This window comes from Embleya sp. NBC_00888 (assembly GCF_045207655.1).
Taxonomy (GTDB): domain Bacteria; phylum Actinomycetota; class Actinomycetes; order Streptomycetales; family Streptomycetaceae; genus Embleya.
The window spans coordinates 1362651-1386972 of record NZ_CP108785.1; the positions used below are offsets into that span (position 1 = coordinate 1362651).

A 24322-nucleotide genomic window follows, 5' to 3' on the forward strand; every position below is an offset into this window, starting at 1 on the left:
GCAATCGCGAGTCCCACACCGTCAGGTCCTCCGGCACCGCATCCCGCCGCGGCCGATGCCAGGACGAATGCCGCAGCGGACCGCCAACGGTGCGCCGGTATCGCGACGCGTACCGCTAGGCCCTGTCCGTTGGGCTTGCCTGCTCCTTGCCGAAGGCGCGGTTCGCGGGCGGTTCGGGCAGCCAGTCGCGCGCCGGGTCGTACTCCAGCCAACGGCGTTGCCCCGCTTCGGTGGCGCAGGCGGCGGTGAGGTCGCTCAGTCCCGGGTGTCCGTTGCCGGCGCGCCACAGCAGCGACCAGGCGTACAGCGGCGTGGGGTCCACCAGCGGAACGGAGCGCAGCCCCGGGATCTCCGGCAGCGGCGCGTCCGCGGGCAGTAGCGAGAAGCCTCGCGGGTCTTGCGCCACCTCGGCGAGGAAGTGGGCCAGGCCCAGGTTGACGCTCGTGGCCGTGTCTCGGATCTCGAATCGGTCGGCGAACCGGTGCAGGAAGTCGAGCCGGTCCAGCCGACCGGGTGCCCACAGCACGCTGTCGCTCAACCGGTCGGGCCGCAACGCCGGTTCGGCCGCGAGCGGATGGTCCGTACTCAGTACGGCGTCCACCGGCTCCAGGCGCACCAGGCGGTGGGTGAGGCCGGACGGCAGCGGGGGGTGGACCCGGCCGAAGGCCGCGTCGATGTCGCCGTGCAGCAGTGCCGCCGTCACCGACGGAAGGTCGCGCCCGTGCCCCAGCGTCAGGTCCCCGGCTTGACCGGCGACATGGGCCAGTGTCCGCATCGGTGCGTAGAGGTGCCCCCAGACATCGACACGCAGTGGACGGTGCTTGCCGACCGCCGCCGCGACCGCGGCGTCGGCAACGGCCAGGGTCTGCCGGGCCGGCGGGAGGAAACGCTGTCCGGCCTCGGTGAGGCGTACCCCGTTGCCGCCGCGCCGGAAAAGCTCGACGCCGAGCAGGGATTCCAGCCTCGCGATCCTCTTGGACAGCGCCTGCTGGGAAATGGCGAGCGTCCCTGCCGCCCGCCCGAAGTGCAGTTCATCGGCGGCTCGCACGAAGGCGCGTACCTGTGCCACGTCGAGATCCATGGCTCCCACCATAGGTGACAACCGAAAGTTGTCGGCTGTGCGTGGGCGTTGTTGGATCACCGGGCTGCCGTGGAGGTTGCATGCTCGGCATGCGAAGACTGATTCCCACCGGGGAGGCGGCGCGTCCCGTCGCCTTCACCGAAGCTCCCCAGCCCATCCCGGAACACGGTGAGGCGCTGGTCAAGGTCGAGGCGTTCGCTCCGAACCGAGGCGAGACGTTCCTCCTCGAACACCCCCGGCCGGGCCTGCTGCCCGGCAAGGACATCGCGGGGCTCGTCGTGCAGGCGGCGGCCGACGGCTCGGGTCCCGGCATCGGCACCCGCGTGGTCGGGCATCCGGCGCAGGGCGGCTGGGCCGAGTACGCCGCCGTGCCCACTCACTCGCTCGCGGTGCTCCCGGACGGTATCGACAGCGTACGGGCGGCGGCCCTGCCCCTGGCCGGGATCACCGCCCTGCGCCTGCTGCGTACTGCCGGTTCCCTGGCAGGCAGGCGCGTGCTGTTGACCGGCGCCGCGGGCGGGGTCGGCCACTACGTCACCGAACTGGCCGTCGCCGCCGGGGCCGAGCTGACGGCGGTCACGGCCACGCCGGCTCGCGGCCGGCGGCTCGCGGAGCTGGGCGCGCGCGTGGTGCACGACGTCGCGGCGGCCCAGGGGCCGTTCGACGTCGTGCTGGAGTCCGCGGGCGGGCCCGATCTGCCGGCCGCCCTCACCAAGGTGCGCCCCGGCGGGCTGCTCGTCTGGTTCGGCCAGGCGAGCCGCACCCCGGTGACCCTGGACTTCTTCCAACTGCTGAGCGGGCCCGAGCGCGTCACGATCCAGCACTTCCACTACGCCGGCGCCCCCTACGGCTCCGACCTCGCAGCCCTGGTACGCCTCGTCGAGCAGGAGCGGCTGCGCCCGGAGATCGGCCGGATCGCCGCCTGGTCGGAAACCGCCGACATCCTGGTCGACTTGCGGGAGCGCCGGATACGGGGCAAGGCCGTACTGACAACGGGAGCAACCCGATGAGCATCACCGAGTTCGCCGCCGCCCGGTGCGCACGCGCCGGCGGCGCGTGCGCACCGGGCGGCGCAGGCGTCGGCGTCGCACGCATCGGGCCCGTCGGCCTCGGTCCGGACGGCTACGACGCAGACGGCTACGACGCACGGGCCGACCGGCTGCCCCACCGCACCGACCACACCACGCGCACCTGAGCCGGACTTCGACCACGGCGTCGACGTCAACTTCAAGGGGGTGTTCTTCACCGTGCAGAAGGCACTGCCATTCCTGGCGGACAACGGCTCGATCGTCATCAACGCATCGTGGACCATCCACCGGGGCAACAGCGTCCTCACCCTGTACTCGGCGACCAAGGCCGCCGTGCACAACCTGGCCCGGACCCTCGCCGCCGCACTCGCCCCGCGCGGCATCCGCGTCAACTCCATCAGCCCCGGATACATCGACACCCCGATGTACCCGTCCGCCGCACTGAGCCCGGCGGAGGCGAAGGCGCTGACCGGCCGGATCGCCGCGGGCCGCTTCGGACGCCCGGAGGAAATCGCGGCGGCCGTGGCGTTCCTCGCCTCGTTCGACGCGTCCTACGTCAACGGCCAGGACCTCGTCATCGACGGCGGCCTGCTCGGTGCGGTATCCGCCTGACAACCGGTCCCGCACACCCGCAGCCGAAATCACGGACTTCCGCGCGTGCGCCCACTCTCTTCCCGGCCTGGGCCGGTCAGGGCGAAGGACGCCACCTTGACGGGTCAAGGTAGGGTGGGTGCGTGCCCACCCGCGTACGACGCAACCCCGAAGACGCCAGGCGGATGATCCTCGAAGCGGCGAGCAGGTTGCTCGCCGCAGGTGGTCCGGCCGCCGTACAGGTGCGCGCCGTCGCCGCCGAGATCGGGATGACCGACGCCGCGGTCAACCACCACTTCGGCACGCGTGACCGGCTATTGGAATCGCTGCTGCGATTCGGCGGGGCGAAACTCAAGGCCGAACTGCACGCCGTGCTGAGTACGTGGAGCGACGGCCCGGTCGACCCCGCCGAGCTGGTGCGGGCGTTGTCCGCGCTCTACGCCGACGGTTATGCCGAACTGGCGCTGGCTCTGCATCAGTCCGGTTGGCGCGACACCGGCAGCGGCCTGCTCGACGAGGTGGTGGATCGGCTGCACGCTCAGGCGCGGCAACAGTGTGCCGCCGACGGGCGAACGCCGCCGCCCCGCGAGGCGATCCAACTGACGATCGCCGGATTGCACCAAGCCGTCGCGGTGGATCCCCTCTTCGGCGACGACTTTCGCAGGAGCGTCGGACTCGACACGACCGCGCGAGATCGCGCGCTCGATTGGTGGATCGAAATCTTGCGCACGACCATTGCCGGGCACGGCCCCCGGGTGGCGGCGGTTCCGACGCGGCGCGCGTGAAACACATGCCACCGTGTGGTCGGCGGCGATACACGAAGGACGGGGTGCGGTGGACGAGTTGGGGCCGGCTGACCGCGGCGGATCGGTGACTTCGAGATCCTCGGCCGACTGGGTCCGGGTGGCATGGGAAGCGTGTACGTCGGGCGCTCGCGCGGCGGGCGCGCGCCGACGGTGTGCGGCGTTCGGCCGGCGAAACCGATGAACGTGCGGGAAGGCGCAAGACCCGTGGCAGGACCGGACGAACGCGCCTCGGAAGCGCACCGTGTCGCCCGCCCGGCGGTGACGTGGCGCACGGAACATCCCCGACGGATCCCTTGACCTGGTCAAGTTGACCGATCCTCGTTAGCCTCCGACCCCTGCCCGCCATCGCGACACGTGTCGCGTCCTGGGTGACGGGCCGTCAGGAGACGGGAGTGGCCATGACGTTGGACATCGGCACCATCGCCGAAGCCGGGCTGTTCGTGAACGGAACCCGGGCGCCCGGTGGCAACGGCCGGTTCGACGACGTCTCGCCCGGGGACGGATCGGTGCTCGCGACGATCGCGGACGGCGGCGTCGCGGACATGCTCGGCGCCGTCCGAGCCGCCCGAACCGCCTTCGACTCCGGGCCCTGGCCGCGGATGTCCCCCGCCGAGAGGTCCGCCGGCCTGGCCGAGTTGGCCGCGGGTCTGACCAGGCATCAGGACTTCTTCGATCACCTCTCCCGGGTCGAATGGGGCGTCGCCAACGACCGCCCGGGCCAGGTGACGGCGGCCGCCTCGATCGCCGCCGGCGCCGCGCGGTTGGCGCTCGTACCGGCCGAGGAACCCCTGACGGGCCCCGGCGCGGTGGGCACTCTCGTGCACGAGCCGCACGGCGTCGTCGCGGCCGTGACGCCGTGGAACTACCCGCACACGCTCAACCTGACCAAGGTCGCCAACGCGATCGCGGCCGGCAACACCGTCGTGCTCAAGCCGTCCCCGCTGAGTCCGCTCGCCGCACTGGCACTGGCCTGGATCATCGACCACGAGACGAGCATCCCGGCCGGCGTGGTCAACGTGGTCACCACCACCTCCCTCGACGCGGCCCGCGCGCTCACCGGGCATCCGGACGTCGACATGATCAGCTTCACCGGCAGCACGGCGATCGGCAAGGAGATCGCCCGCGACGCCGCCCTCTCGCTCAAGCGCGTCGTGCTCGAACTCGGCGGCAAGTCCGCCGCGATCCACCTCGACGACCTGGGCCCGCAGGCCTACGACACGCTCGCCGCGCAGACCCTGTTCGACGGCTGCACCCGACACGCCGGGCAGGTGTGCGTGCTGCAGAGCCGCCTGTTCGTGCCGGCCGCCAGGGAGAAGGAGATCGTCGAGCGGCTGGTCGCCCTGGCAGCGGCGGTGCGGGTGGGCGACCCGCGCGCGGACGCCACCGAGATGGGTCCGCTGATCACCGCTGCCCAGGCCGACCGGGTACTGGCCGACATCGCGGGCGCGGTGGCCGAAGGCGGCGTGATCGCGCACGGCGGCGGGCGGGTGGACGGGCCGGACGGCGGGCACTACATCGCGCCGACCATCCTGACCGGGGTGAGCAACACGATGCGGATCGCCCGGGAGGAGGTCTTCGGTCCGGTCCTCGCGGTGATCCCGTACCGCGACCCGGACGAGGCCGTCGCGATGGCCAACGACTCGCGATTCGGTCTGGTGGGCGCGGTCCACGGCGCCGACCCCGAGCGCGCCGCGGCGCTCGCGCGCCGGATCCGCGCGGGGCAGGTGACCGTGAACGGCGCACGCGCGCTCGGCCCGTTCGGCGGCTTCCGGGAGAGCGGCCTCGGCCGCGAACAGGGCCTGGCCGGCCTGCGCGAGTTCACCGAGACCAAGGGCGTCAGCCGCCCGGCGTAGCCACCCGCCTCGCGTACCGCCCGCCGGCCCGCGGTCTGCTCACCGGCACCCGCGAGCGCCGCGGCCGGGGCAGCACCGTACGCTCCGGCGGCGACCCGCTCGCCGACGCGAGGTATACCGACGCCGACTTCGACATCGTCGACACCCGGCGCACGCTCGCCGCGGGACATGGCCGACCCCCGGCGCAGATCGCTCTGGCCTGGATCCTGTCGAAACCCGCCGTGAGCGCACCCGCGCTCGGAGCAACCAAGCCGCGCCACATCGACGACGCGATCGCCGCGCTGGACATCACCCTCGACGAGGAACAGACGGCCTCGCTCGAGACGCCGTACCGCCCGCACCCGGTCCTCGGACACGACTGACCATCGCGCCGATCACCCACACGCAACAGAGTCGGCGCCACCGTCGATCCACCCGCGGACCCCGCGGCCCGGCCCGCACGAGTCCCCTGTGGCGTGCCGGCGCAGTGGCGTGCCATTGCGCCGGTCGGCCGCATCCCGGGAGCCGCCCGCCACCGCGACACCACCGGCATCGCGACTCGGTCCCGGCAGGCGATGCCGCGGGGTCTGCCCGATAGTGGTTCGAGACCGTCAATAAGCCGCATAAAGGATATCGAACGCTCATGGAGCGCTACCCTCCCATCGCGGAACACGGACTCATCGGCGACCTCCAGACCGCCGCCCTGGTCTCCTCGGAAGGCGTCGTCAACTGGTTCGCCGCCCCCCGCTTCGACTCGCCGAGCGTCTTCGCCGCCCTACTCGACCACGAGCGGGGCGGTTACTTCCGCCTCGGGGTCGACGGCGGGCACATCGCTCGCAAACAGCTCTACTACCCGGACAGCGCGGTCCTGGTCACCCGTTTCATGTCGCCCGACGGCGTCGGTGAGGTCGTCGACCTGATGCCGCCGCTCACCGGCCGCACGCCGAGCGACCGGCACACGCTGGTCCGCATCGTGCGCACCGTGCGCGGGACGGTGCGCTTCGACCTGGAGTGCCGGCCCCGCTTCGACTACGGGAGGGCCGCGCACCGGCTCGACGTACGGCCCGAAGCCGCCGCCTTCCGGGCCCCCGGCGCCACCGCATACCTCCAGAGCACCTTCCCGCTGGAACGCGACGGCGACGACCTGTACGGCAGCGTCACGCTGAACGACGGCGAGAGCGCGGTCGCCGTGTTCACCTTCTGCGGCCCCGACGGCGCGGCACCGCCCCCGCCCGACGTCGACGCCGTCATCGAACAACTGTGGGACACCACCGACTTCTGGCAGCGATGGGTGCGCGGGTCGAACTACCGCGGCCGCTGGCCCGGCATGGTCAACCGCTCCGCGATCACCCTCAAACTGCTCACCTACCGGCCCACCGGAGCCCCGGTCGCGGCGGCCACCATGGGTCTGCCCGAGCAGGTGGGCGGCGAACGGAACTGGGACTACCGCTACACCTGGATCCGCGACGGCTCGCTGTCCATCCGAGCACTGCTGGACCTCGGCTTCGTCGAGGAGGCCACCGACTTCGTGCACTGGCTCGGTGCACGCCTGGGCGACTCGGTCGGCAGGGACGCCGAACCACTACAGATCATGTACCGCATCGACGGCGAACGCCTGACCACCGAGGAGATCCTCGGCCACCTGGAGGGCTACCGCGGCTCCGCGCCGGTCCGGCTCGGCAACGCCGCCGCCGATCAACTCCAACTCGACATCTACGGCGAGGCGCTGTACGGCGTCTCCGAAGGCCGCGAGATCGCCCCGCAGGCGGGCTACGTCGGCTGGAAGACCCTCACCCGCGCGCTGGACTGGCTGGCCGACTGGTGGGACCGGCCGGACGAGGGCATCTGGGAGACCCGCGGCGGCCGCAAGGACTTCACCTACAGCCGGGTGATGTGCTGGGTCGCCTTCGACCGCGGCCTGCGCCTGGCCGACGCGTTCCGCCGGCCCGGGAACACCGAGGTGTGGACCAAAGCCCGCGACGCCATCTTCGAACAGGTCATGGAGCGCGGCTGGAGCGACAGCGCCGGGGCGTTCGTCCAGCACTACGGCGGCGGCGACGTGCTGGACGCCTCCCTGCTGCTGATGCCGCGCGTCGGCTTCCTCGCGCCGCGCGACCCCGCGTGGCTGTCCACCCTCGACGCGATGGAGGGCACGCTGGTCTCCGACAGCCTGGTCTACCGCTACGACCCGACCGCGTCCCCGGACGGCCTGCGCGGCTCGGAGGGCACGTTCAGCCTCTGCACCTTCCTGTACGTCGACGCACTGGCCCGCGCGGGCCGCCTGCGCAACGCCCGCTACACGTTCGAGAAGATGTTCACCTATGCCAACCCGGTGGGCCTGTTCGCCGAGGAGGTCGGCCCCAGCGGCGAACAACTGGGCAACTTCCCCCAAGCGTTCACCCACCTCTCGCTCATCACCGCCGCCTGCACCCTCGACGACGCGCTCGACCGCGAGCGCCTGGCCGGCGGGTCGACGGAGCCGCGGGGGCCGCTGGACCGCTGAACCGCCGAACCACTGAACCGGCGGCGCCGCTCGCGCGGAGCGCACCGGCGCGACGCCGCCTGCCGCCGCCCGCTCATCCGCTCGCGCCGCTCGCCCGTCCGGCCCGGCGGCGCCCCTCGGACGGCGAGGCGGGAGCCCGGTGGTGGAGCCCGGCTGCGGTGCCGATCCTGCCCGCGTCCGTCGGGGTCCGACGTTCCGCGACGACGCAATCACCGATTGGTCCATCTATGTGGCATAAGTCATATTCATCGATCAATGCATTGCTCATCTATTCAAACCAGACATACCTTCCTCCGGGTCCGTGACAGGCCTCACACGTTCCCTGCGGTTCCGGGACACCCGGTCCGCACCGCGTTTCGCATCGGTGAACGTCGCACGCCCGCACCACGAGGAGTTATCGCATGTCCCACGTCCCCGCGCGGAAGACCGCGCCGCCCGACCCGATCGAGGCGGCGGCTTCCGGCGAGCAGGGCCTCAGCGGCGGTCTGAAGAACCGCCATCTGTCGATGATCGCGATCGGCGGGGTCATCGGCGCCGGCCTGTTCGTGGGCTCCGGCTCGGGCGTCAACAAGGTCGGCCCGGGCATCCTGATCTCCTACGCCCTCACCGGTCTGATGATCGTCTTCGTCATGCGCATGCTCGGCGAGATGTCGGCGGCCAACCCCACGAGCGGATCCTTCTCCTCGTACGCGGACCGTGCCTTCGGCCGCTGGGCGGGCTTCACGGTCGGCTGGCTGTACTGGTTCTTCTGGGTCGTCGTGCTCGCGGTGGAGGCCACCGCCGGCGGCGCGATCCTGCACGGCTGGGTGACCGCCGTGCCGCAGTGGGCCTTCACCCTCGCGGTGATGGTGCTGCTGACCGCGACCAACCTGATCTCGGTGGGCTCGTACGGCGAGTTCGAGTTCTGGTTCGCGGGCATCAAGGTCGTCGCGATCGCGGCGTTCCTGGTGATCGGCGGCCTCGCGATCTTCGGGGTGCTCCCCGACACCGACCCCGTCGGCCTGACCAACCTCACCGGGCACGGCGGCTTCCTGCCGAACGGCTGGGGCCAGATCCTCTCCGGCATGCTGCTCGTCGCCTTCTCCTTCATGGGCAGCGAGATCGTCACCCTCGCCGCGGGCGAGTCCAAGGACCCCCGCCGAGCGGTCACCCGCGCCACCAACAGCGTGATCTGGCGGATCGCGCTGTTCTACCTGGGCTCCATTCTGATCGTGGTCACGCTGATGCCCTGGGACTCCAGCGCCGTCGGAGACAGCTCGTACGTGGCGGTGCTCGACCACCTCGACATCCCGGCCGCCGGCCAGATCATGAACGTCATCGTGCTCACCGCGGTGCTCTCGTGCTTCAACTCCGGCCTGTACAGCGCGTCGCGGATGGCCTTCTCGCTGGCCAAGCGCGGCGACGGACCGCAGGCCTTCGGCGCGGTCAGCCGCAGCGGCGTCCCCCGCAACGCCGTCCTGGCCTCGGTGGTCTTCGGCTTCGTCGCGGTGTTCTTCAACTACACCTCGCCGGAGACCGTCTTCGACTTCCTGCTGAACTCCTCCGGCGCCATCGCCCTGTTCATCTGGCTGTCGATCTGCCTCACCCAGTTGCGCATGCGCCGGATCCTGGAGCGCGAGGCGCCGGAAAAGCTGACCGTGAAGATGTGGCTCTTCCCGTACCTGACCTACGGCACCACGGCGTTCCTGCTCTTCGTGATCGGCTACATGCTGTACGACGACGCCGGTCGCAAGCAGATGCTGCTCTCGCTGCTGGCCGCCGCCGTCGTCCTGATCATGGCGTTCGTCCACCAGAGGCGCACCCGTCGAATCCCGGACGACACCGCTGCCACCCCCGTCGCCCCCGGCGTCCCGGTACCGGTCGGCGGCGCGGCGAACAACCCCTGACGCCGACCCCCGACCGCGACGAGACGCGCGGGACGCCGGCCTCGCGGCTCCGCGAGGCACCACGGCATGGGCCCTGTCCGAACACCCGGGCAGGGCCCTCGGCGCGCTCGTCGCCCAACCCCGGATCCCGAATCTCCCGGGCGATCGTCGCGGTTGTCACATCGATATCCATTCGCTGGACGTGGTCACCTCGTCGAGGACGTCGGAGAGGGGCTCGACACCGAGGCCGGGGCCGGTGGGGACCTCGAGGTGTCCGTCGGACAGGACGAACGGCTTCGTGATGTCGGTGGCGAAGTACCGGCTGGAGCCGGAAGTGTCGCCCGGGAGGGTGAAGCCGGGCAGCGCGGCCAGAGCCACGTTGGCGGCGCGGCCGATGCCGGTCTCCAGCATCCCGCCGCACCAGACGGGGATGCCATGGGCGCGGGCGAGGTCGTGGATGCGGCGGGCTTCGAGATAGCCGCCGACCCGGCCCGGCTTGATGTTGATCACGGAGCAGGCGCCCAGGGAGATGGCCGCCGCGGCGTGGGCGGCGGACTTGATGGATTCGTCCAGGCAGATCGGGGTGCGCAGCCGCTTGGCCAGTGCGGCGTGCTGGACCATGTCGTCGTTGGCCAGGGGCTGTTCGATCAGTTGCAGTCCGAAGTCGTCGAGCCCGGCGAGATGTTGGGTATCCGCGAGCGTGTAGGCGGCGTTGGCGTCGACCTGCAGGAGCAGATCGTCACCGAAGCGCTCGCGCACGGCACGCACGGGGCCCAGGTCCCAGCCGGGCTCGATCTTCAGCTTGATCCGGACGTAGCCCTCGGCGATGTACCTCTCCACGGCGTCCAGGAGTTCGGGCACGGAGTCCATGATCCCGACCGAGACACCGCACGGGACCCGGTCCCGGGCGGCACCCAGATAGGAGCCGAAGGACTGCTCCGCATCGCGGAGTTGGGCGTCCAGCACCGCGGTCTCCAGCGCGGACTTCGCCATCCGGTGGCCGGTGAAGGGTTGCAGGACGCGTCCCACCGCGTGCACGTCCAAGCCGTCCTTCGGCAAGGCGGGGATGAGGAACCTGCGCAGGACGTGACGGGCGCTGTCGACGTACTCGGAGGAATAGCGCGGCTCGGACATGGCCCCGCACTCGGCCCAACCCTCGTGGTCGGTGGTCACGACGCGGACCAGCAGCACATCGCGGCTGGTCTCCACGCCGAAGGAGGTACGGAAGGGGGCAACGAGCGGCATCGCGATCCGGCGCAGTTCGACGCCGGTAATCTTCGTCTTCATGACTGGTGGCTCCTCTGCGGGCGGTCACATGTGGGTTGTGGTGCGTTCGGGGTCGTGGTGCGTTGGACCACGTAGCGGCGGCGTTCGTGGAAGCCGATGACTCGGGCGCCTTCGGCGAGCAGGCCGCCCAGGGATTCTCGTACGGCCAGCCGCCAGGCACGGGCAGCGCCGGGATCCGTGCGGCGCAGCGCCTCGATGTCGTCGGGGAGGTCGATGAGTACGGTCTCGGCGTCGGTCGCGGCGGTCTCCGGGCGGCCTTCGCGGTTGCGGAGGCGGTGAGCGGCGCCGGCGGGCGGTTCGATCACCCGGGGCGGGGAGGGCGCGGTGAGATCCCAGGCGACCAGGACCCGGTCGGACTCGTCGCCGCCGTTGATGGTGTCGTGCATCGTGCCGTAGAAGGACGTCAAGTACTGTTCCGGCCGAGCGCCCAGTTTGGTCAGGTTGAAGTAGGCGTTGCGGCGGATGAGCGGGTCGTAGGTCCAGGTGATGCGCCTGAGTCGATGGGCAAGCGCCCATTGCCGCTGGTGCATCTTGAGGGCAAGGCCCACGCCGCGCCCGACCACGGCGCCGGTGATGTGCGAGTGCAGGCTGGTGCCTATGGGTTCGCCGAAGAAGGCGACCGACGCCCCCACCAGACGGCCGTCCTCGTAGGCTCCGGCCACGTAGTTGCCGGCGTGCGAGAGTGCCCGCATGACCTCGGCGGAGATGGGTGAGGCGCCGGGTCGGGACCCCCAGATGTCGGCATAGAGGAGGCTGACGGCATCGAGGTCCTCCATCATGTGCAGTTCTCGGATTGTGGATCCGTTCATCGCAGTGCTCCGACTGGGTGGGCCAGGGGCCGGGCGCGGGCCGGCATGGTGGCGGTGTTGACAGGGTCGTGGTCGGTGTGCGCGGCATCGCCGGCCGCGCCGAGGCCGTCGAGCGTGGAACACCCCACCCCGGCGGGGTGGTTGTCGTCGGGGGTCGCCCGCACGGCCGTCCGCCGCGGCGGACCGGGGCCGAACCGTGCGGCCGAAGTCGTGTCCGGGACCCGACGCGGGCAACGCTGCTCCCCGGTGGGAGACCGGCACGCCGGGCGCGGTGGGAACCGATCGGGCGTCAGCCCATGTGCTCGCTCATGAGCCGCCTCATGTTCCCGCCCAGGATCTTCAGAATGTGCTCCACGGGCATGCCTCGGCGCACCATCGCCGCGGTGACCAGGGGCATGTCGGCCGGGCCCTCCAGGTCGGGGAAGTCGAAGAGGGGGTCCTCGTCGTCGGCGTCCTCGCAGCAGGGCGGGGTGAGGTCAGCGATCACCTCGCGGAGGAAGTCCGATCCGAGGCCGACGTGATCGATCCCGGCCACGGAGACGACGTGGTCGATGTGGTCGACGACCCGGTCGATGCTCATCTTCGCCGCGTCGTCGGTGAGGAAGCCCGGGACGAAGTTCACACACACCACTCCCCCGGTGCCCGCCACTCCACGGATCTGGTCGTCGGTGAGGTTGCGGTGGTGATCCCGCAGGGCGCGGGCGCAGGAATGGGTGGCGATCACCGGGCGGGTGGCCAGTTCCAGAACATGGCCGACGCCACTGGATCCCAGATGGGAGATGTCGAACAGCATGCCCAGACGTTCCATTTCCTGCAGCGCCCGGACACCGGGGGAAGTCAGCCGACTGCCGGTGGCCTCCTCCCGGCTGCCGTCGGCGAGCGGGGTGCGCCCCCAGTGGGCGATCGAAGCGATACGCACACCGAGCCGGAAAAGGGTGGAGAACAGTTCGACGGAGGCGTCGATGCCCGGTGCGCTCTCCAGAGCGAGAACGAGGGCGATCTTGTGGTCGGCGAGCGCCCTGTCGATGTCCGCGCCGCTCACGCACAGGGCAACGTGTTCGGCGTTGGCCTCGGCGAGGACATGACCGCACTCGATCATGCGCAGCGTTTGCCGCAATGCCCCCTCCGGTTGGAACTGTTCGTCGATGAACACCGGCAGAACCTGGATGTCGATCCCGCCCTCGCGCAACTGCGGCAGCCATCGGTCCCGGAAGAACCCGCCCCAGTGCTGCGGGGGGCGGGCGGCAACGGCCATGAGGAGGTCGTTGTGGGCATCGGCGACGACCGCGCGGTGATGCAGGTCCAAGGACACGGCGGGTCCTTTCGCGTGGGAGGGAGCACGTGGGCCGGAAGTGGCGCCGCGTGCGGAGGGATTCGGGTGTACTCGTGCCGGCGTGCGATTCCCATGAGGTGTCCGTGGTGCGTGACGGCGGCGGCATCGCACGCCTCCCACACGACGTGAGGTTGTGCGACGGGAACAGCGTGATCGGGAGCTCGATGCGCGGGTGATGGCGATGCGCCGACGCCGGCCGCCGCAGAGTTCGCCGGGGAGCCGGCGCCGTGCCCGCACTCGGCGCCCGCGTGAAGCGATCCCACCGTGGTCCACGACTCTCCACCACCATGGTGTTCCGCAGGAAGTGGATGCCCACCTGCCGACGAAGGAGACGTCGATGGCGGTGAGGTCCAGAATTCCGGCCGAGCGGAGTCCACGACTTTAGCCAGTCGTACAAAGCATCCGGGAAATCTCTGGACGGATACCGCATGAACCCGGCCAGTCCAGGGACCACGCTGTCCGCATGCACAAACCAGCAAGAGTGCGGCGGGCACCCCCGGCGGCCGTACCCAGCGCAGCGGCGGTGGGCCGGCACCCCGGTCTCGTGGCCGAGCTCTTGTGAGCGGTGTGGTGGTCCGGCGCCCACCACACGTCCATCCGGGCCCGATCTCCCGGTCCGGCTGGTTCACAACTCCAACTCCTCAGCCCGTCGGCGCGGCGCCGACGCGTTGAGGACTTCCACAGCAGGGGCGTCCGCCCTTGTCGCCGACGAAGTGATGACGCCGCCACGGCGGCACATACGTTCCGGCCGGCGCCGGTTGAGAGGGGTCCCTGTCAGATGACGGCACCATTGCACGAGCCGATCGCGGAAGCGACCCCGAGCGCGGCCGGGGAAGCGACGACGGTCGGCAACACCAAGCCTGTACAGGGCCGTTCGCTGGGGCGGATCGCCTGGGAACGGCTCAAGCGCGACCGGTTGGCTCTGACGGGCGGCGCCGTCATCCTCGCGCTCGTCGTGATCGCGCTGCTCGCGCCCGTGATCTCGAACCTCGTCGGACAGGATCCGAACGCCTACCACGAGGAGGAGATCGACGCGCTGTTCGGCACCCCCAAGGGGGCGCTGGGCGGCATCAGCGGCGAGCACCTGCTGGGCGTCGAGCCGGTCAACGGCCGGGACATCTTCGCCCGGATCCTCCACGGTGCCCGGATCTCGCTGCTCGTCGGCTTCCTGTCGGCCCTGGTGGCGGTCGTGCTGGGGACGATCCTCGGCATTCTGGCGGGCTTCTTCGGCGGGTGGGTGGACGCCGCCATCAGCCGCGTCATGGACGGTCTGCTCGCCTTTCCGCAACTGCTGTTCATCATCGCGCTGGTCTCGGTCATGCCGAGCGACATGCTGGGCATGACCGGTTCCAGCGTCCGCGTCTTCGTGATGATCCTGGTGATCGGCTTCTTCGGCTGGCCCTACATCGGGCGCGTGGTGCGCGGCCAGACGCTTTCGCTGCGCGAACGTGAATACGTCGAAGCCGCCCGCTCGTTGGGCGCCGGGCGCTTCTACATCCTGTACAAGGAGCTGCTGCCCAACCTCGTCGCCCCGATCGTCGTGTACACGACGATGATGATTCCCACGAACATCCTGACCGAGGCCGCGCTCAGCTTCCTGGGTGTGGGCGTCAAGCCGCCCACCGCCTCGTGGGGACAGATGCTCTCGAACGCGATCGACTACTACGACTCGGATCCGATGTACATGATCGTTCCGGGCGTGGCCATCTTCATCACCGTCCTTGCCTTCAACCTCTTCGGCGACGGCGTGCGCGACGCGCTCGACCCCAAGGGCTCCCGCTGAACCGCCCATTGCGAGGCGACCCGCGGCACTTCACACGGGGTTTCTCATCAAATCCGGAGGATCCGAGATCGTGACTTCCCAACGCACCTCAGGGCGGCGCAAGCAGGCACTGGCCGCTGCGGCCGTGGTCGCAGGACTGCTGACCACCGCGGCGTGCGGTGGTGGCGGCGGCGACAAGACGAGCGCGGCCGGCTACGACGCCGCCAACAACAAGGTCCTGAACGCCGGTTCCACCAAGGGCGGCACCCTGAAGTTCGCCGCCGCCCAGGACGGCGACTCGTGGGACACCACGCGGAGCTACTACGGCTTCGCCTGGAACTTCATGCGGTACTACAGCCGCCAGTTGGTCACCTACAAAACCGAGCCGGGCAAGGCGGGCGCGGCGCTCCAGCCCGACCTCGCCACCGACATGGGCAAGGTCTCCGCCGACGGCAAGACCTACACGTTCGGCCTGCGCGACGGGATCACCTGGGAGGACGGCAAACCGATCACCTCCAAGGACGTCAAGTACGGCATCGAGCGCCAGTGGGCGCAGGACGTGCTGTCGGGCGGCCCGGTCTACCTCAAGGACATCCTCGATCCCGACGGCGAGTACCACGGCCCCTACCAGGACGAGTCCGCCGACAAGCTGGGCCTGAAGGCGATCGAGACACCCGACGACAAGACGATCGTCTTCCGTCTGCCGCAGGCCAACAGCGACTTCCCACAGATGCTCGCGATGCCGTCGGCCTCCCCGGTGCGCCGGGACAAGGACACCAGGTCCAAGTACGGTCTGAATCCGTTCTCCAGCGGCCCCTACCGGTTCGACTCGTACGACCCGGGCAAGGGCCTGGAATTGGTCCGCAACACGCAGTGGAAGGAAGCCTCGGACCCGGTCCGCAAGGCCTACCCGGACACCATCAGCGTCAAATTCTTCTCCAACGCCAATGACCTGGACCAACGACTGATCGCCGGCGACTACGACTTGGACCTCAACCAGTCCGGCCTGTCGCCGCAGGGCCGCCAAACCGCGCTCAAGCAGCACAAGGGCAACCTTGACAATCCGATCTCCGGCTACGTCCGTTACGCGGCCTTCCCGAAGAACGTGAAGCCCTTCGACAACGAACACTGCCGCAAGGCGGTCATCTACGGGGCCGACCACCTGTCCCTGCAGACCGCGCGCGGTGGCCCCGTCGCCGGCGGTGACATCGGAACCAACATGCTGCCGGCGTCGGTTCCGGGTACCGAGGGCCAGACGTACGACCCGTTCGGGATAGCCGGCGCCGACAAGAGCGGAAACATCGCCAAGGCCAAGGAGGAACTGGTCGCCTGCGGCAAGCCGAACGGCTTCGGCACCACCATCGCCGTTCGCAACAACAGACCGGTCGAGGTGGCCACCGCCCAGTCCCTGCAGGCGTCGTTGAAGAGGATCGGCATCGACGCGCAGATCGACCAGTACGACGGCTCGCAGACCTCCGGCATCGTCGGCAGCCCCACCAACGTGGAGAAGAACGGCTACGGGATCATCATCGACGGCTGGGCCGCGGACTTCCCGTCCGTCCAGGGCTTCGGTCGGCCGCTGTGGGACAGCAAGTACATCCTGCAGAGCGGCAACGTCAACTACGCCCTGATCGAGGACAAGTCGATCGACGACCTCTTCGACGCCTACGCCAAGGAGCCCGACGAGGCCGCCAAGGTCCGGATCGCCAAGGAGATCAACCACAAGGTCATGGAGGGCGCGTACTACCTGCCCTTCACCCACGAGAAATATCTGAACTGGCGCTCCGGCCGGCTCACCAACGTCTACATGACCGACGCGTACAACGGCTACGACTTCGTCAGCCTCGGTCTGAAGCCCTCGAAGTGAACTCCGGTACACCCGCCGAACGGCACGAAAGGCAGGTGAAGGCCGGCGCGGCGTGACCGCGGGCCGCCGGAAGCTCCGGCGGCCCGCGATCCGCGGCAGGCCGTTAGCTGTGCTCACTTACCTCATCAGGCGGCTGTTCGCCGCCGCAGTGATGCTCGTGGTCATCATCATGGTGGTCTTCGGCATCTTCTTCCTCGTCCCCAAATGGGTGGGCGTCGACATCGCCGCGAGCTTCGTGGGCAAGCAGGCCGACCCCGCCGCCGTCGAGGCCGTGCGGGAGAAGCTCGGTCTGAGCGACCCCATCCACCTCCAGGCATGGGAATTCTTCAAGGGCATCTTCGCGGGCCGCACCTACGCGACCGGCGGTGACGTCGTGCACTGCTCCGCGCCGTGCTTCGGCTACTCGTTCAAGAGCGAACAGGCCGTCTGGCCGGTGTTGACCGACCGCTTCCCGGTGACCCTGGGGCTCGCGCTCGGCGCCGCCGTGTTGTGGCTGGCCTTCGGTGTCGCGGCGGGGGTGCTCTCCGCGCTCAAGCGCGGCACCCTCTGGGACCGCGGCGCGATGGTCGTCGCCCTCGCGGGTGTATCCCTGCCCATCTACTTCACCGGCATGCTCTCCCTGGCGACCTTCGCGTTCGGGCTGAAGTGGTTCGACGCGCAGTACGTGCCGCTCGGCGAGAGCCCGGGCGGCTGGTTCGGCGGCATGATCCTGCCGTGGATCACCCTCGCCTTCCTGTACGCGGCGATGTACGCGCGCATCACCCGCGCCACGATGATGGAAGTGCTGGGCGAGGACTACATCCGCACCGCGCGCGCCAAGGGCCTGCGGGAGCGGACCGTCATCGGAAAGCACGCCATGCGCTCCACGATGACGCCGATCCTCACCATGCTGGGCATGGACCTCGGCGCCCTCATCGGCGGCGCGATCCTCACCGAGTCGACGTTCAACCTGCCCGGCCTCGGCCAGGCCGTGCTGAACGCCATCAGGAACCAGGACCTGCCCGTCATTCTGGGCGTCGTCCTGATCACCTCCCTCTCGGTGCTGCTGGCCAACCTCGTGGTGGACGTCCTGTACGCCGTGATCGACCCCAGAGTGAGGCTCACATGACCGAAATCGGCGAGCGGCTCCTCCGGAGCAGAGCCGCGGGGGGCGGGCCCGCCGCCTCGCCCGCCCCGAGTGCCTTCCTGGAAGTGCGTGACCTGAAGGTGCACTTCCCCACCGACGACGGCCTGGTCAAGTCCGTCGACGGGCTGAGCTTCCGACTGGAGAGGGGCAGGACCCTCGGCATCGTCGGCGAGTCGGGCTCCGGCAAGTCGGTGACCTCGCTGGGCATCATGGGCCTGCACACCACCGGCCAGTACGGCAGGCGCAAGGCGCAAATCTCCGGCGAGATCTGGCTGGACGGCACCGAGTTGTTGTCGGCCGGCCCCGACCACGTGCGCAGGCTGCGGGGCCGCGAGATGGCGATGATCTTCCAGGATCCGCTGTCCGCGTTGCACCCGTACTACACGATCGGCCAACAGATCGTCGAGGCGTACCGAATCCACCACGACGTCGACAAGAAGACCGCCCGCAGGCGTGCGGTCGAGATGCTCGACCGGGTGGGCATCCCGCAGCCGGACAAGCGGGTGGACGACTACCCGCACGAGTTCTCCGGCGGCATGCGCCAGCGCGCGATGATCGCGATGTCCCTGGTGAACAACCCCGAACTGCTCATCGCGGACGAGCCCACCACCGCCCTCGACGTCACCGTCCAGGCGCAGATCCTCGACCTCATCCGGGACCTGCAGAAGGAGTTCGGCTCCGCGGTCATCGTCATCACCCACGATCTGGGCGTCGTCGCCGAACTCGCCGACGACATCCTGGTGATGTACGGCGGCCGCTGCGTCGAGCGAGGCCCGGCGGAGCAGGTGTTCCACGAACCCCGGCACCCCTACACCTGGGGTCTGCTCGGCTCGATGCCGCGCCTGGACCGCGAGCAGCAGGAGCGGCTGATCCCGGTCAAGGGCTCCCCGCCGTCCCTGATCAACCTCCCGTCCGGCTGCGCCTTCAACCCGCGTTGCCCGTACGCGGACGTGCCGAAGGGAGACGTCACCCGCACGGTCCGCCCCGAGCTGACCGAGGTCGGCGATAGGCACTGGGCCGCCTGCCACATGACGCGGGAGCAGCGGGAACGGATCTGGACCGAAGAGATTGCGCCGAGGTTGTGAGTGAGAACGCGGAGGAGAGCGCAGTGAGCATCCCTGCACATGGCGAGGGCGGGCAGGCCGGTGATCTCGGCTCGGCCGCGACCGGCGGCGCGGCCACCCTCGTCAAGGACGCCGCGCCCGGCGAGATCCTGCTGAGGGTGACCGGGCTGCGGAAGCACTTCCCGATCCGCAAGGGCCTCTTCCAGCGCCGGGTCGGCGCGGTGCGCGCGGTCGACGGCATCGACTTCGAGGTGCGCTCGGGCGAGACCCTCGGCGTCGTGGGCGAGTCGGGCTGCGGCAAGTCGACGATGGGCCGGCTGATCACCCGGCTGCTGGAACCGACCGCGGGGACGATCGAGTTCGAAGGTAGGGACATCACCCACCTCGGCGTGGGCGGCATGCGCCCGATGCGCCGCGACGTGCAGATGATCTTCCAGGACCCGTACTCGTCGCTGAACCCGCGGCACACCACCGGCACGATCATCGGCGCCCCCTTCCGGCTCCAGGGAGTCGAACCCGAGGGCGGCATCAAGAAGGAGGTGCAGCGACTGCTGTCGGTGGTCGGCCTCAGCCCCGAGCACTACAACCGCTACCCGAACGAGTTCTCCGGCGGCCAGCGGCAGCGCATCGGCATCGCCCGCGCACTCGCCCTCCGGCCGAAGCTGGTGGTGGCGGACGAGCCGGTGTCCGCGTTGGACGTCTCGATCCAGGCCCAGGTCGTCAACCTCATGGACGACCTGCAGCGGGAGCTGGGCCTGACCTACGTGATCATCGCGCACGATCTGTCCGTCGTCCGGCACGTCTCGGACCGGATCGCGGTGATGTACCTCGGCAAGATCGTCGAACTCGCGGACCGGGACCTGCTCTACAAGGCGCCGATGCACCCGTACACCAAGGCGCTCATGTCGGCCGTCCCGATCCCGGACCCGCGGCGCAGAAACGCCGCGAGCGAGCGCCTCCTGCTCGAGGGCGACGTGCCCTCGCCGATCGCCCCACCCAGCGGCTGCCGCTTTCACACCCGGTGCTGGAAGGCGACGCGGATCTGTACGACCAGCGAGCCGCCTCTCCAGGAGTTGCGGCCCGGTCAGCGGGTGGCCTGCCACCACCCGGAGAACTTCGCCGACCAGGCCCCGCAGGACACCATCCTGCTGTCGGCCGCGAAGCGGAGCACGGAGCCGGCCGCACCCGGCGGGCACGGTGCCGCGGGTACGGCCGGAAGGTGACGACCGGCCGGTTCCCGTGCGATGGCACGGGAACCGGCCGGTCGTCGGTCCGGGCGGCTCGTCCGATTCCGAGCCGCCCGGATTCGATGGTCACCGTCAGCGAAGTCAGCGGAGGTCGCGCATGAGCTTGCCCATGATGGAGTCCACCTTGTCCGAGTCGAACTTCTCCGAGCCGATCAGCAGGGTCACCGCCCGTCGGCCGTCGTCGGTGACGGCGTTCCTGAACTTGTGGCCGCTGGCCACGCTGCCGCTGTGCCCCCAGACGACCAGACCCGGAGCGGGCTCGTGGCGCTCGATTCCCAGGCCGTAGCGCTCGCCCGGGAAGTCGTCGGGAACGGTCTTCTTCATTTCGGCGAGTTGGGCCGGAGCCAGCAGTTTCCCGCTCAACAGGGCGGTCCAGAAGGCAGTGGTGTCCGCACCGTCGGAGATCAGCGCGCCCGACGCGTCGGCCTCCGAGGTGTTCCATTCCGTCAGGTCCACCAGAGTGGATCCGCGCTCCCCGTAGCCGCGCAGGTCCGGCTTGGGGATCGTGGTGCGATCGCCGGGCCAGGAGGTCTCGCACAGTCCGAGACGCTTGATGATGCGTTCCTTGATCTCGGTGCCGATGCCGCGGCCGGTGACCTTGGTGACGATCAGGCCGACCAGGTTGTAGTTGGTGTTGGAGTAGGCGAAGCCGTCCGCCGTCCGGTCGGGCTTGGGCAGACCGAGCGCCTGCCGGACCGTCTGCAAGGGCTCGATGTGATCCCAGCGGTGCTCGTCCTCGTCCTCCCAGAACGGCGCGTCCAGGTAATCGGGCAGGCCACTGGTGTGCTGCAGAAGCTGCCGGATCGTGATGGTGCGCCCGTCGTAGAGCTTGGTGCGGATCAGGCCGGGCAGATAGTCGTCCACGGTGTCGTCGAGACCGATCCTGCCCTCGCCGACGAGCTGAAGCACGACCGTGGCCGTCCAGGTCTTGGTGTCGCTGCCGATGCGGCTGTGCTCGTTGCCGACGACCTTGCGGCCCGTTCTGAGGTCGGCGAGTCCGACACCACCGTTCCAGACGCCGCAGTTCGGGCTCTTCACCGTCACGCTGATGCCCGAGGCTCCGATACCTTGCAGTGACTTCAGAGCCGTCTGGATGGGCTTGCTGTCACACTGCGCCTTCGCGCTTGCCTGCGTAGGCACCGTCACTAGAGAGGCCGCGCACGCCAAGGCCACGACAACACTCGTCCTGTATCGCATGCTTTCTCCTTTTGCAGTACTGATGCGTGTGGCGGAATCGATGGCGCCCGGTGCCGGGGAAGGCAGCCGCCGTACGAAGGACGGCGGGGGCGGTCGCGGTTGGTTGTGCTGCACGGGGCGGTGGGGGGTACGGTCGCCGGGGGTGGCCGTCGCACGTTTGCTGGATTGTGCATGCGGACAGCGTGGCGTCTGGACTGGCCGGGTACATGCGGTACCCGTCCAGAGATTCCCGGAATGTTTTGTGTGACTGGCTAAAGAGGTGAGGATGCTCGGTACCGGGGTTCCCGATCTCGGACAAGTCCTGGAAGTGTTGGGCACGTCGCTGCTGCGGCCGTTGACCGTACCGCCGGAAAGTCTGGTGCCGGTCTCGGGCGTCCTCATCTTCGAACGGCGAGCCCCGCGTCCACTTCCCCCGGTCCGGGACGCGATCCTGCTCGCCGTCGGAGTGGGGATGGTCGAAGCGCAGGCGATGGAGCTGGTCGCTTCGGCGGCCGAGGCCGGGTACGCCTGTCTGGTGGTGAAGAGTTTCGGCGAGCCGGTCACCCAACTCGTGGAAGCCGCCCGGCAGTCCGGCATCGTGCTGCTCGCCGCGGACGAGGCCGTGGCCTGGCACCATTTGGATGCCATGATCTCCTCGGCTCTCACCCCGACGGTGCGTTTCGGGCAGGCCGCGGGTGCCCCGGCCGTCGGCGATCTGTTCGCGCTGGCCAACGCGATCGCGGGGATGGTGGGAGGAGCCACCGTGATCGAGGATCCGCACCGGCGCATCCTCGCCTATTCGACGTTGCCCGGCCAGGCCGTCGACGAGGGCCGCCGCCAGGGCATCCTCGGCCTCCAGGTGCCGGAGGGCCCGGAGTACGACGAGCAGTACCGGGTGCTCACCCGGGTCGAGCGCACCTGCCGGTTCGCCGCCGTTGCCGGGGGTCTTCCTCGTCTCGGTGTCGCGGTCCGGGTGGGAAACGAGGTGTTGGGTTCGATCTGGGTCGTCAATGCCGGGGAACAGTTGGACTCCGTCGCCGAACAGGCCCTTTCCGATGTGGCGGACAACGTCGCGCTGCACCTGCTCGCGGCCCGGACCACGGAGTCCGCCGTCCGGCGCAGGTACGCCGACCTGTTGCGACGGCTGCTCGCCGACCCGAGCAGTGTCACCGCGGTGGCCCCACAGCTCGGCCTGGACCCGAACCTGCCCGTCGCGGTGGCCGCGTTCGCCGTCGCCTCGGTCGATGCCGAGGATGTGCTCACGGCACACGCGGCCACCCGGCTCGCCGACTTGGTGAGCCTGCACTGCGAGGCGCGCTACGGCAGGCACGGCTGCGCGTTGATCGACGCGACGGTCTATGCGCTGCTGCCGGGCGGGCCTTCGCCGGACGCGCACCGGGAACTCGTCGCCTACATCGCGCGGCGGGCCCACAGCGCGCTCCGTGTGCCCGTCCGGGCCGGTCTCGGCTCGATCGTCGAGGGGCTGCGCTCGATCGTGAGCTCACGCGCCGACGCGGATCTCGTCCTGCGTGCGCTCTCCGAGCGGCCGGGTAATCCGGAGCCGTGCCAGGTGGCCACGATCGACGAGGTGTGGGCGGGCGCGACGCTGTCCGCACTGGCCCAGATGCTGGCCACGCACGAGGTACTCCCCCGCGGACTCGGGCCGGCGGTCCGCGCCCACGACCTCGAGCACGGCACCACCTACGCGTCCACGATCCTCGCCTACCTGGACGCCAACGGCGATGTCGCCGCCGCCTCCCTTCGGCTGTCCGTGCACCCGAACACGATCCGCTACCGCCTTTCCCGCGCCGGCGAAATCTTCGGTTTCGATCTCGCCGACCCGGACGAACGCCTGGTGCTGTGGCTGCGGTTGCGCCTCGGCGACCAACTCGGCTGGTGAACCGTCGCCATCACCGGATCTGCGTCACGACGGGGTCGCGGCGGCCATCCGGTCACCGGACACGCGGTGGTGGCGGCCGGTATCGCATTTGTTTCGGTTCCCTTTCATCCGAAAGGCGCGAAGGCACCCGCACTTTCTGGATAGTGGCGCTTTTCGGCCACTGAGAACATCCTTTTCGAGCCGTCGTGATCAAGGTACGGCCGGAAAGAGGTCCCATGAAGCACAAGCGCAAGCTCGTCGTCGGCCTGGGTGCGATCACCATGAGCCTGGGCATGATCGCGGGCGCCGGATCGGCGAACGCGGGGACGAACAACACCGATTACGTGTATACGGGCAGCACCGCCACCGGCAAGGTGTGGTTCGATCACGACGGCGACTGGTTCTACGCCCAGGACCTGGCCACGGACAGCCACGGGGTGGCCGTCCAATACCGGATCAACGACTCCTACGCCTATCCGCTGCTGGTCAACAACGGCGGCAAGGGCAGCGTCAAGGCCTTCAACAAGGACTTCCCCGAAGGTGCCACGGTCTGGTTCCGAGCCTGCCTGACCGAGGACAATGTCGCCTGGGACTGTGACTCCATGGCCTGGTCCGAAAGTGCGGTAAAGGCCAAGGCCTGATCCGACCCGACGTACAGATTTCAGCCAACGGCCCGCCGGAAGACCCAAGCCCCGGCGGGCCGTTTCGCTGCGCCCACGCGACGAGTATTCGGTGACGAATGTTGCCGGTTCGGTTGACGAGTGGGGCACCGTCGGACACCGGCCCCCCGCAGACCCCGCGGACGACGGGAGCCGGGACCGGCGGGGCATCGGGGCCGCAAACTGCGTTTTCGGGCCGGGTGTCGCGGGATGGACTACAGGTTGTGGTGCGCCCCGGCATCTCCTCGACCAGACGCGGCAACTCGTCGACGACGCACCGCACCAGCGCGCGCTGCGCGTCGTCCAGGTGCCCGGCGGTGCGATCCGGACACGCGGCGGCCTCGCCGGCCTGCGCGGCGGCGGCCGCCCGGACGGCCACTCGGTCACCCGGCCAAGCAGGACCTCGC

General features: G+C 69.7%; 18 protein-coding genes and 2 pseudogenes. 15 read left to right on the forward strand and 5 right to left on the reverse strand.

All coding sequences use genetic code 11. The annotated features are described in order from the left end of the window. Window positions 1-115: 115 nt before the first annotated feature. Entirely contained in the window at window positions 116-1081 is a 966-nt protein-coding gene (locus tag OG948_RS40220; protein WP_331769925.1) for a LysR family transcriptional regulator, read from the reverse strand. An 89-nt stretch (window positions 1082-1170) separates the two neighbouring features. Between OG948_RS40220 and OG948_RS40225 the strand changes: the two genes are divergently transcribed. The 8 genes and pseudogenes from OG948_RS40225 to OG948_RS40260 all read left to right on the forward strand — a co-directional run bounded on the left by OG948_RS40225 (window position 1171) and on the right by OG948_RS40260 (window position 9727). Then, a complete protein-coding gene (locus OG948_RS40225; protein WP_331773461.1) occupies window positions 1171-2091 on the forward strand; it encodes a zinc-binding dehydrogenase in 921 nt (306 codons plus the stop codon). Beyond that, the gene (locus OG948_RS40230) at window positions 2088-2276 is read left to right on the forward strand and encodes a hypothetical protein (protein WP_331769926.1); all 189 of its coding nucleotides are present in this window, start codon (window positions 2088-2090) and stop codon (window positions 2274-2276) included. The genes OG948_RS40225 and OG948_RS40230 overlap by 4 nt, the downstream gene beginning before the upstream one ends. Then, window positions 2275-2721 (forward strand): annotated as a pseudogene (locus tag OG948_RS40235) (SDR family NAD(P)-dependent oxidoreductase); the annotation flags it as partial. The gene OG948_RS40230 and the pseudogene OG948_RS40235, both read left to right, overlap by 2 nt. A gap of 164 nt (window positions 2722-2885) precedes the next feature. Then, window positions 2886-3485, forward strand: a complete 600-nt coding sequence (locus tag OG948_RS40240; RefSeq protein ID WP_331773462.1) for a TetR family transcriptional regulator — start codon at window positions 2886-2888, stop codon at window positions 3483-3485. A 419-nt stretch (window positions 3486-3904) separates the two neighbouring features. Then, window positions 3905-5359, forward strand: a complete 1455-nt coding sequence (locus OG948_RS40245; protein ID WP_331769927.1) for an aldehyde dehydrogenase family protein — start codon at window positions 3905-3907, stop codon at window positions 5357-5359. Window positions 5360-5382: 23 nt separating this feature from the next. Continuing rightward, window positions 5383-5721 (forward strand): annotated as a pseudogene (locus OG948_RS40250) (aldo/keto reductase); the annotation flags it as partial. Window positions 5722-5981: 260 nt separating this feature from the next. Further along, complete coding sequence (locus OG948_RS40255; protein WP_331769928.1) at window positions 5982-7841, forward strand: glycoside hydrolase family 15 protein; 1860 nt, start codon at window positions 5982-5984, stop codon at window positions 7839-7841. 401 nt (window positions 7842-8242) lie between these two features. Then, a complete protein-coding gene (locus OG948_RS40260; RefSeq protein ID WP_331769929.1) occupies window positions 8243-9727 on the forward strand; it encodes an amino acid permease in 1485 nt (494 codons plus the stop codon). Window positions 9728-9883: 156 nt separating this feature from the next. On the opposite strand, the gene menC is transcribed toward OG948_RS40260, so the two are convergent. From menC to OG948_RS40275, 3 genes are all read right to left on the reverse strand, one after another. Then, entirely contained in the window at window positions 9884-10993 is a 1110-nt protein-coding gene (gene menC, locus OG948_RS40265) for an o-succinylbenzoate synthase (protein ID WP_331769930.1), read from the reverse strand. Then, entirely contained in the window at window positions 10990-11802 is an 813-nt protein-coding gene (locus OG948_RS40270) for a GNAT family N-acetyltransferase (protein WP_331769931.1), read from the reverse strand. The genes menC and OG948_RS40270 overlap by 4 nt, the downstream gene beginning before the upstream one ends. A 289-nt stretch (window positions 11803-12091) precedes the next feature. Next, a complete protein-coding gene (locus tag OG948_RS40275; RefSeq protein WP_331769933.1) occupies window positions 12092-13114 on the reverse strand; it encodes a membrane dipeptidase in 1023 nt (340 codons plus the stop codon). A gap of 799 nt (window positions 13115-13913) precedes the next feature. Here OG948_RS40275 and OG948_RS40280 point away from each other — a divergent pair. From OG948_RS40280 to OG948_RS40300, 5 genes are all read left to right on the forward strand, one after another. Continuing rightward, window positions 13914-14918, forward strand: coding sequence for an ABC transporter permease (locus tag OG948_RS40280; protein ID WP_331769934.1), 1005 nt, complete (start codon window positions 13914-13916; stop codon window positions 14916-14918). Window positions 14919-14988: 70 nt separating this feature from the next. After that, complete coding sequence (locus OG948_RS40285; RefSeq protein WP_331769935.1) at window positions 14989-16764, forward strand: ABC transporter substrate-binding protein; 1776 nt, start codon at window positions 14989-14991, stop codon at window positions 16762-16764. A 109-nt stretch (window positions 16765-16873) separates the two neighbouring features. Then, window positions 16874-17872 carry an ABC transporter permease gene (locus tag OG948_RS40290; protein WP_331769936.1) on the forward strand — a complete coding sequence of 333 codons (999 nt, stop codon included), beginning with the start codon at window positions 16874-16876 and terminating at the stop codon, window positions 17870-17872. After that, window positions 17869-18975: an ABC transporter ATP-binding protein gene (locus OG948_RS40295; protein WP_331769937.1), complete on the forward strand. Its 1107-nt coding sequence runs from the start codon at window positions 17869-17871 to the stop codon at window positions 18973-18975. Before OG948_RS40290 ends, OG948_RS40295 begins: the two co-directional genes overlap by 4 nt. Beyond that, window positions 18972-20177, forward strand: coding sequence for an ABC transporter ATP-binding protein (locus OG948_RS40300; RefSeq protein ID WP_406300559.1), 1206 nt, complete (start codon window positions 18972-18974; stop codon window positions 20175-20177). Before OG948_RS40295 ends, OG948_RS40300 begins: the two co-directional genes overlap by 4 nt. Window positions 20178-20282: 105 nt before the next feature. Here the strand turns inward: OG948_RS40300 and OG948_RS40305 are convergent, their stop codons facing one another. Then, window positions 20283-21398, reverse strand: coding sequence for a serine hydrolase domain-containing protein (locus OG948_RS40305; protein WP_406300560.1), 1116 nt, complete (start codon window positions 21396-21398; stop codon window positions 20283-20285). 265 nt (window positions 21399-21663) lie between these two features. Between OG948_RS40305 and OG948_RS40310 the strand changes: the two genes are divergently transcribed. Together OG948_RS40310 and OG948_RS40315 are read left to right on the forward strand one after the other, a co-directional pair. Continuing rightward, window positions 21664-23277 carry a helix-turn-helix domain-containing protein gene (locus tag OG948_RS40310; protein ID WP_331769940.1) on the forward strand — a complete coding sequence of 538 codons (1614 nt, stop codon included), beginning with the start codon at window positions 21664-21666 and terminating at the stop codon, window positions 23275-23277. Window positions 23278-23492: 215 nt separating this feature from the next. Beyond that, entirely contained in the window at window positions 23493-23897 is a 405-nt protein-coding gene (locus OG948_RS40315; protein ID WP_331769941.1) for a hypothetical protein, read from the forward strand. The last annotated feature ends 425 nt before the right edge of the window (window positions 23898-24322 follow it).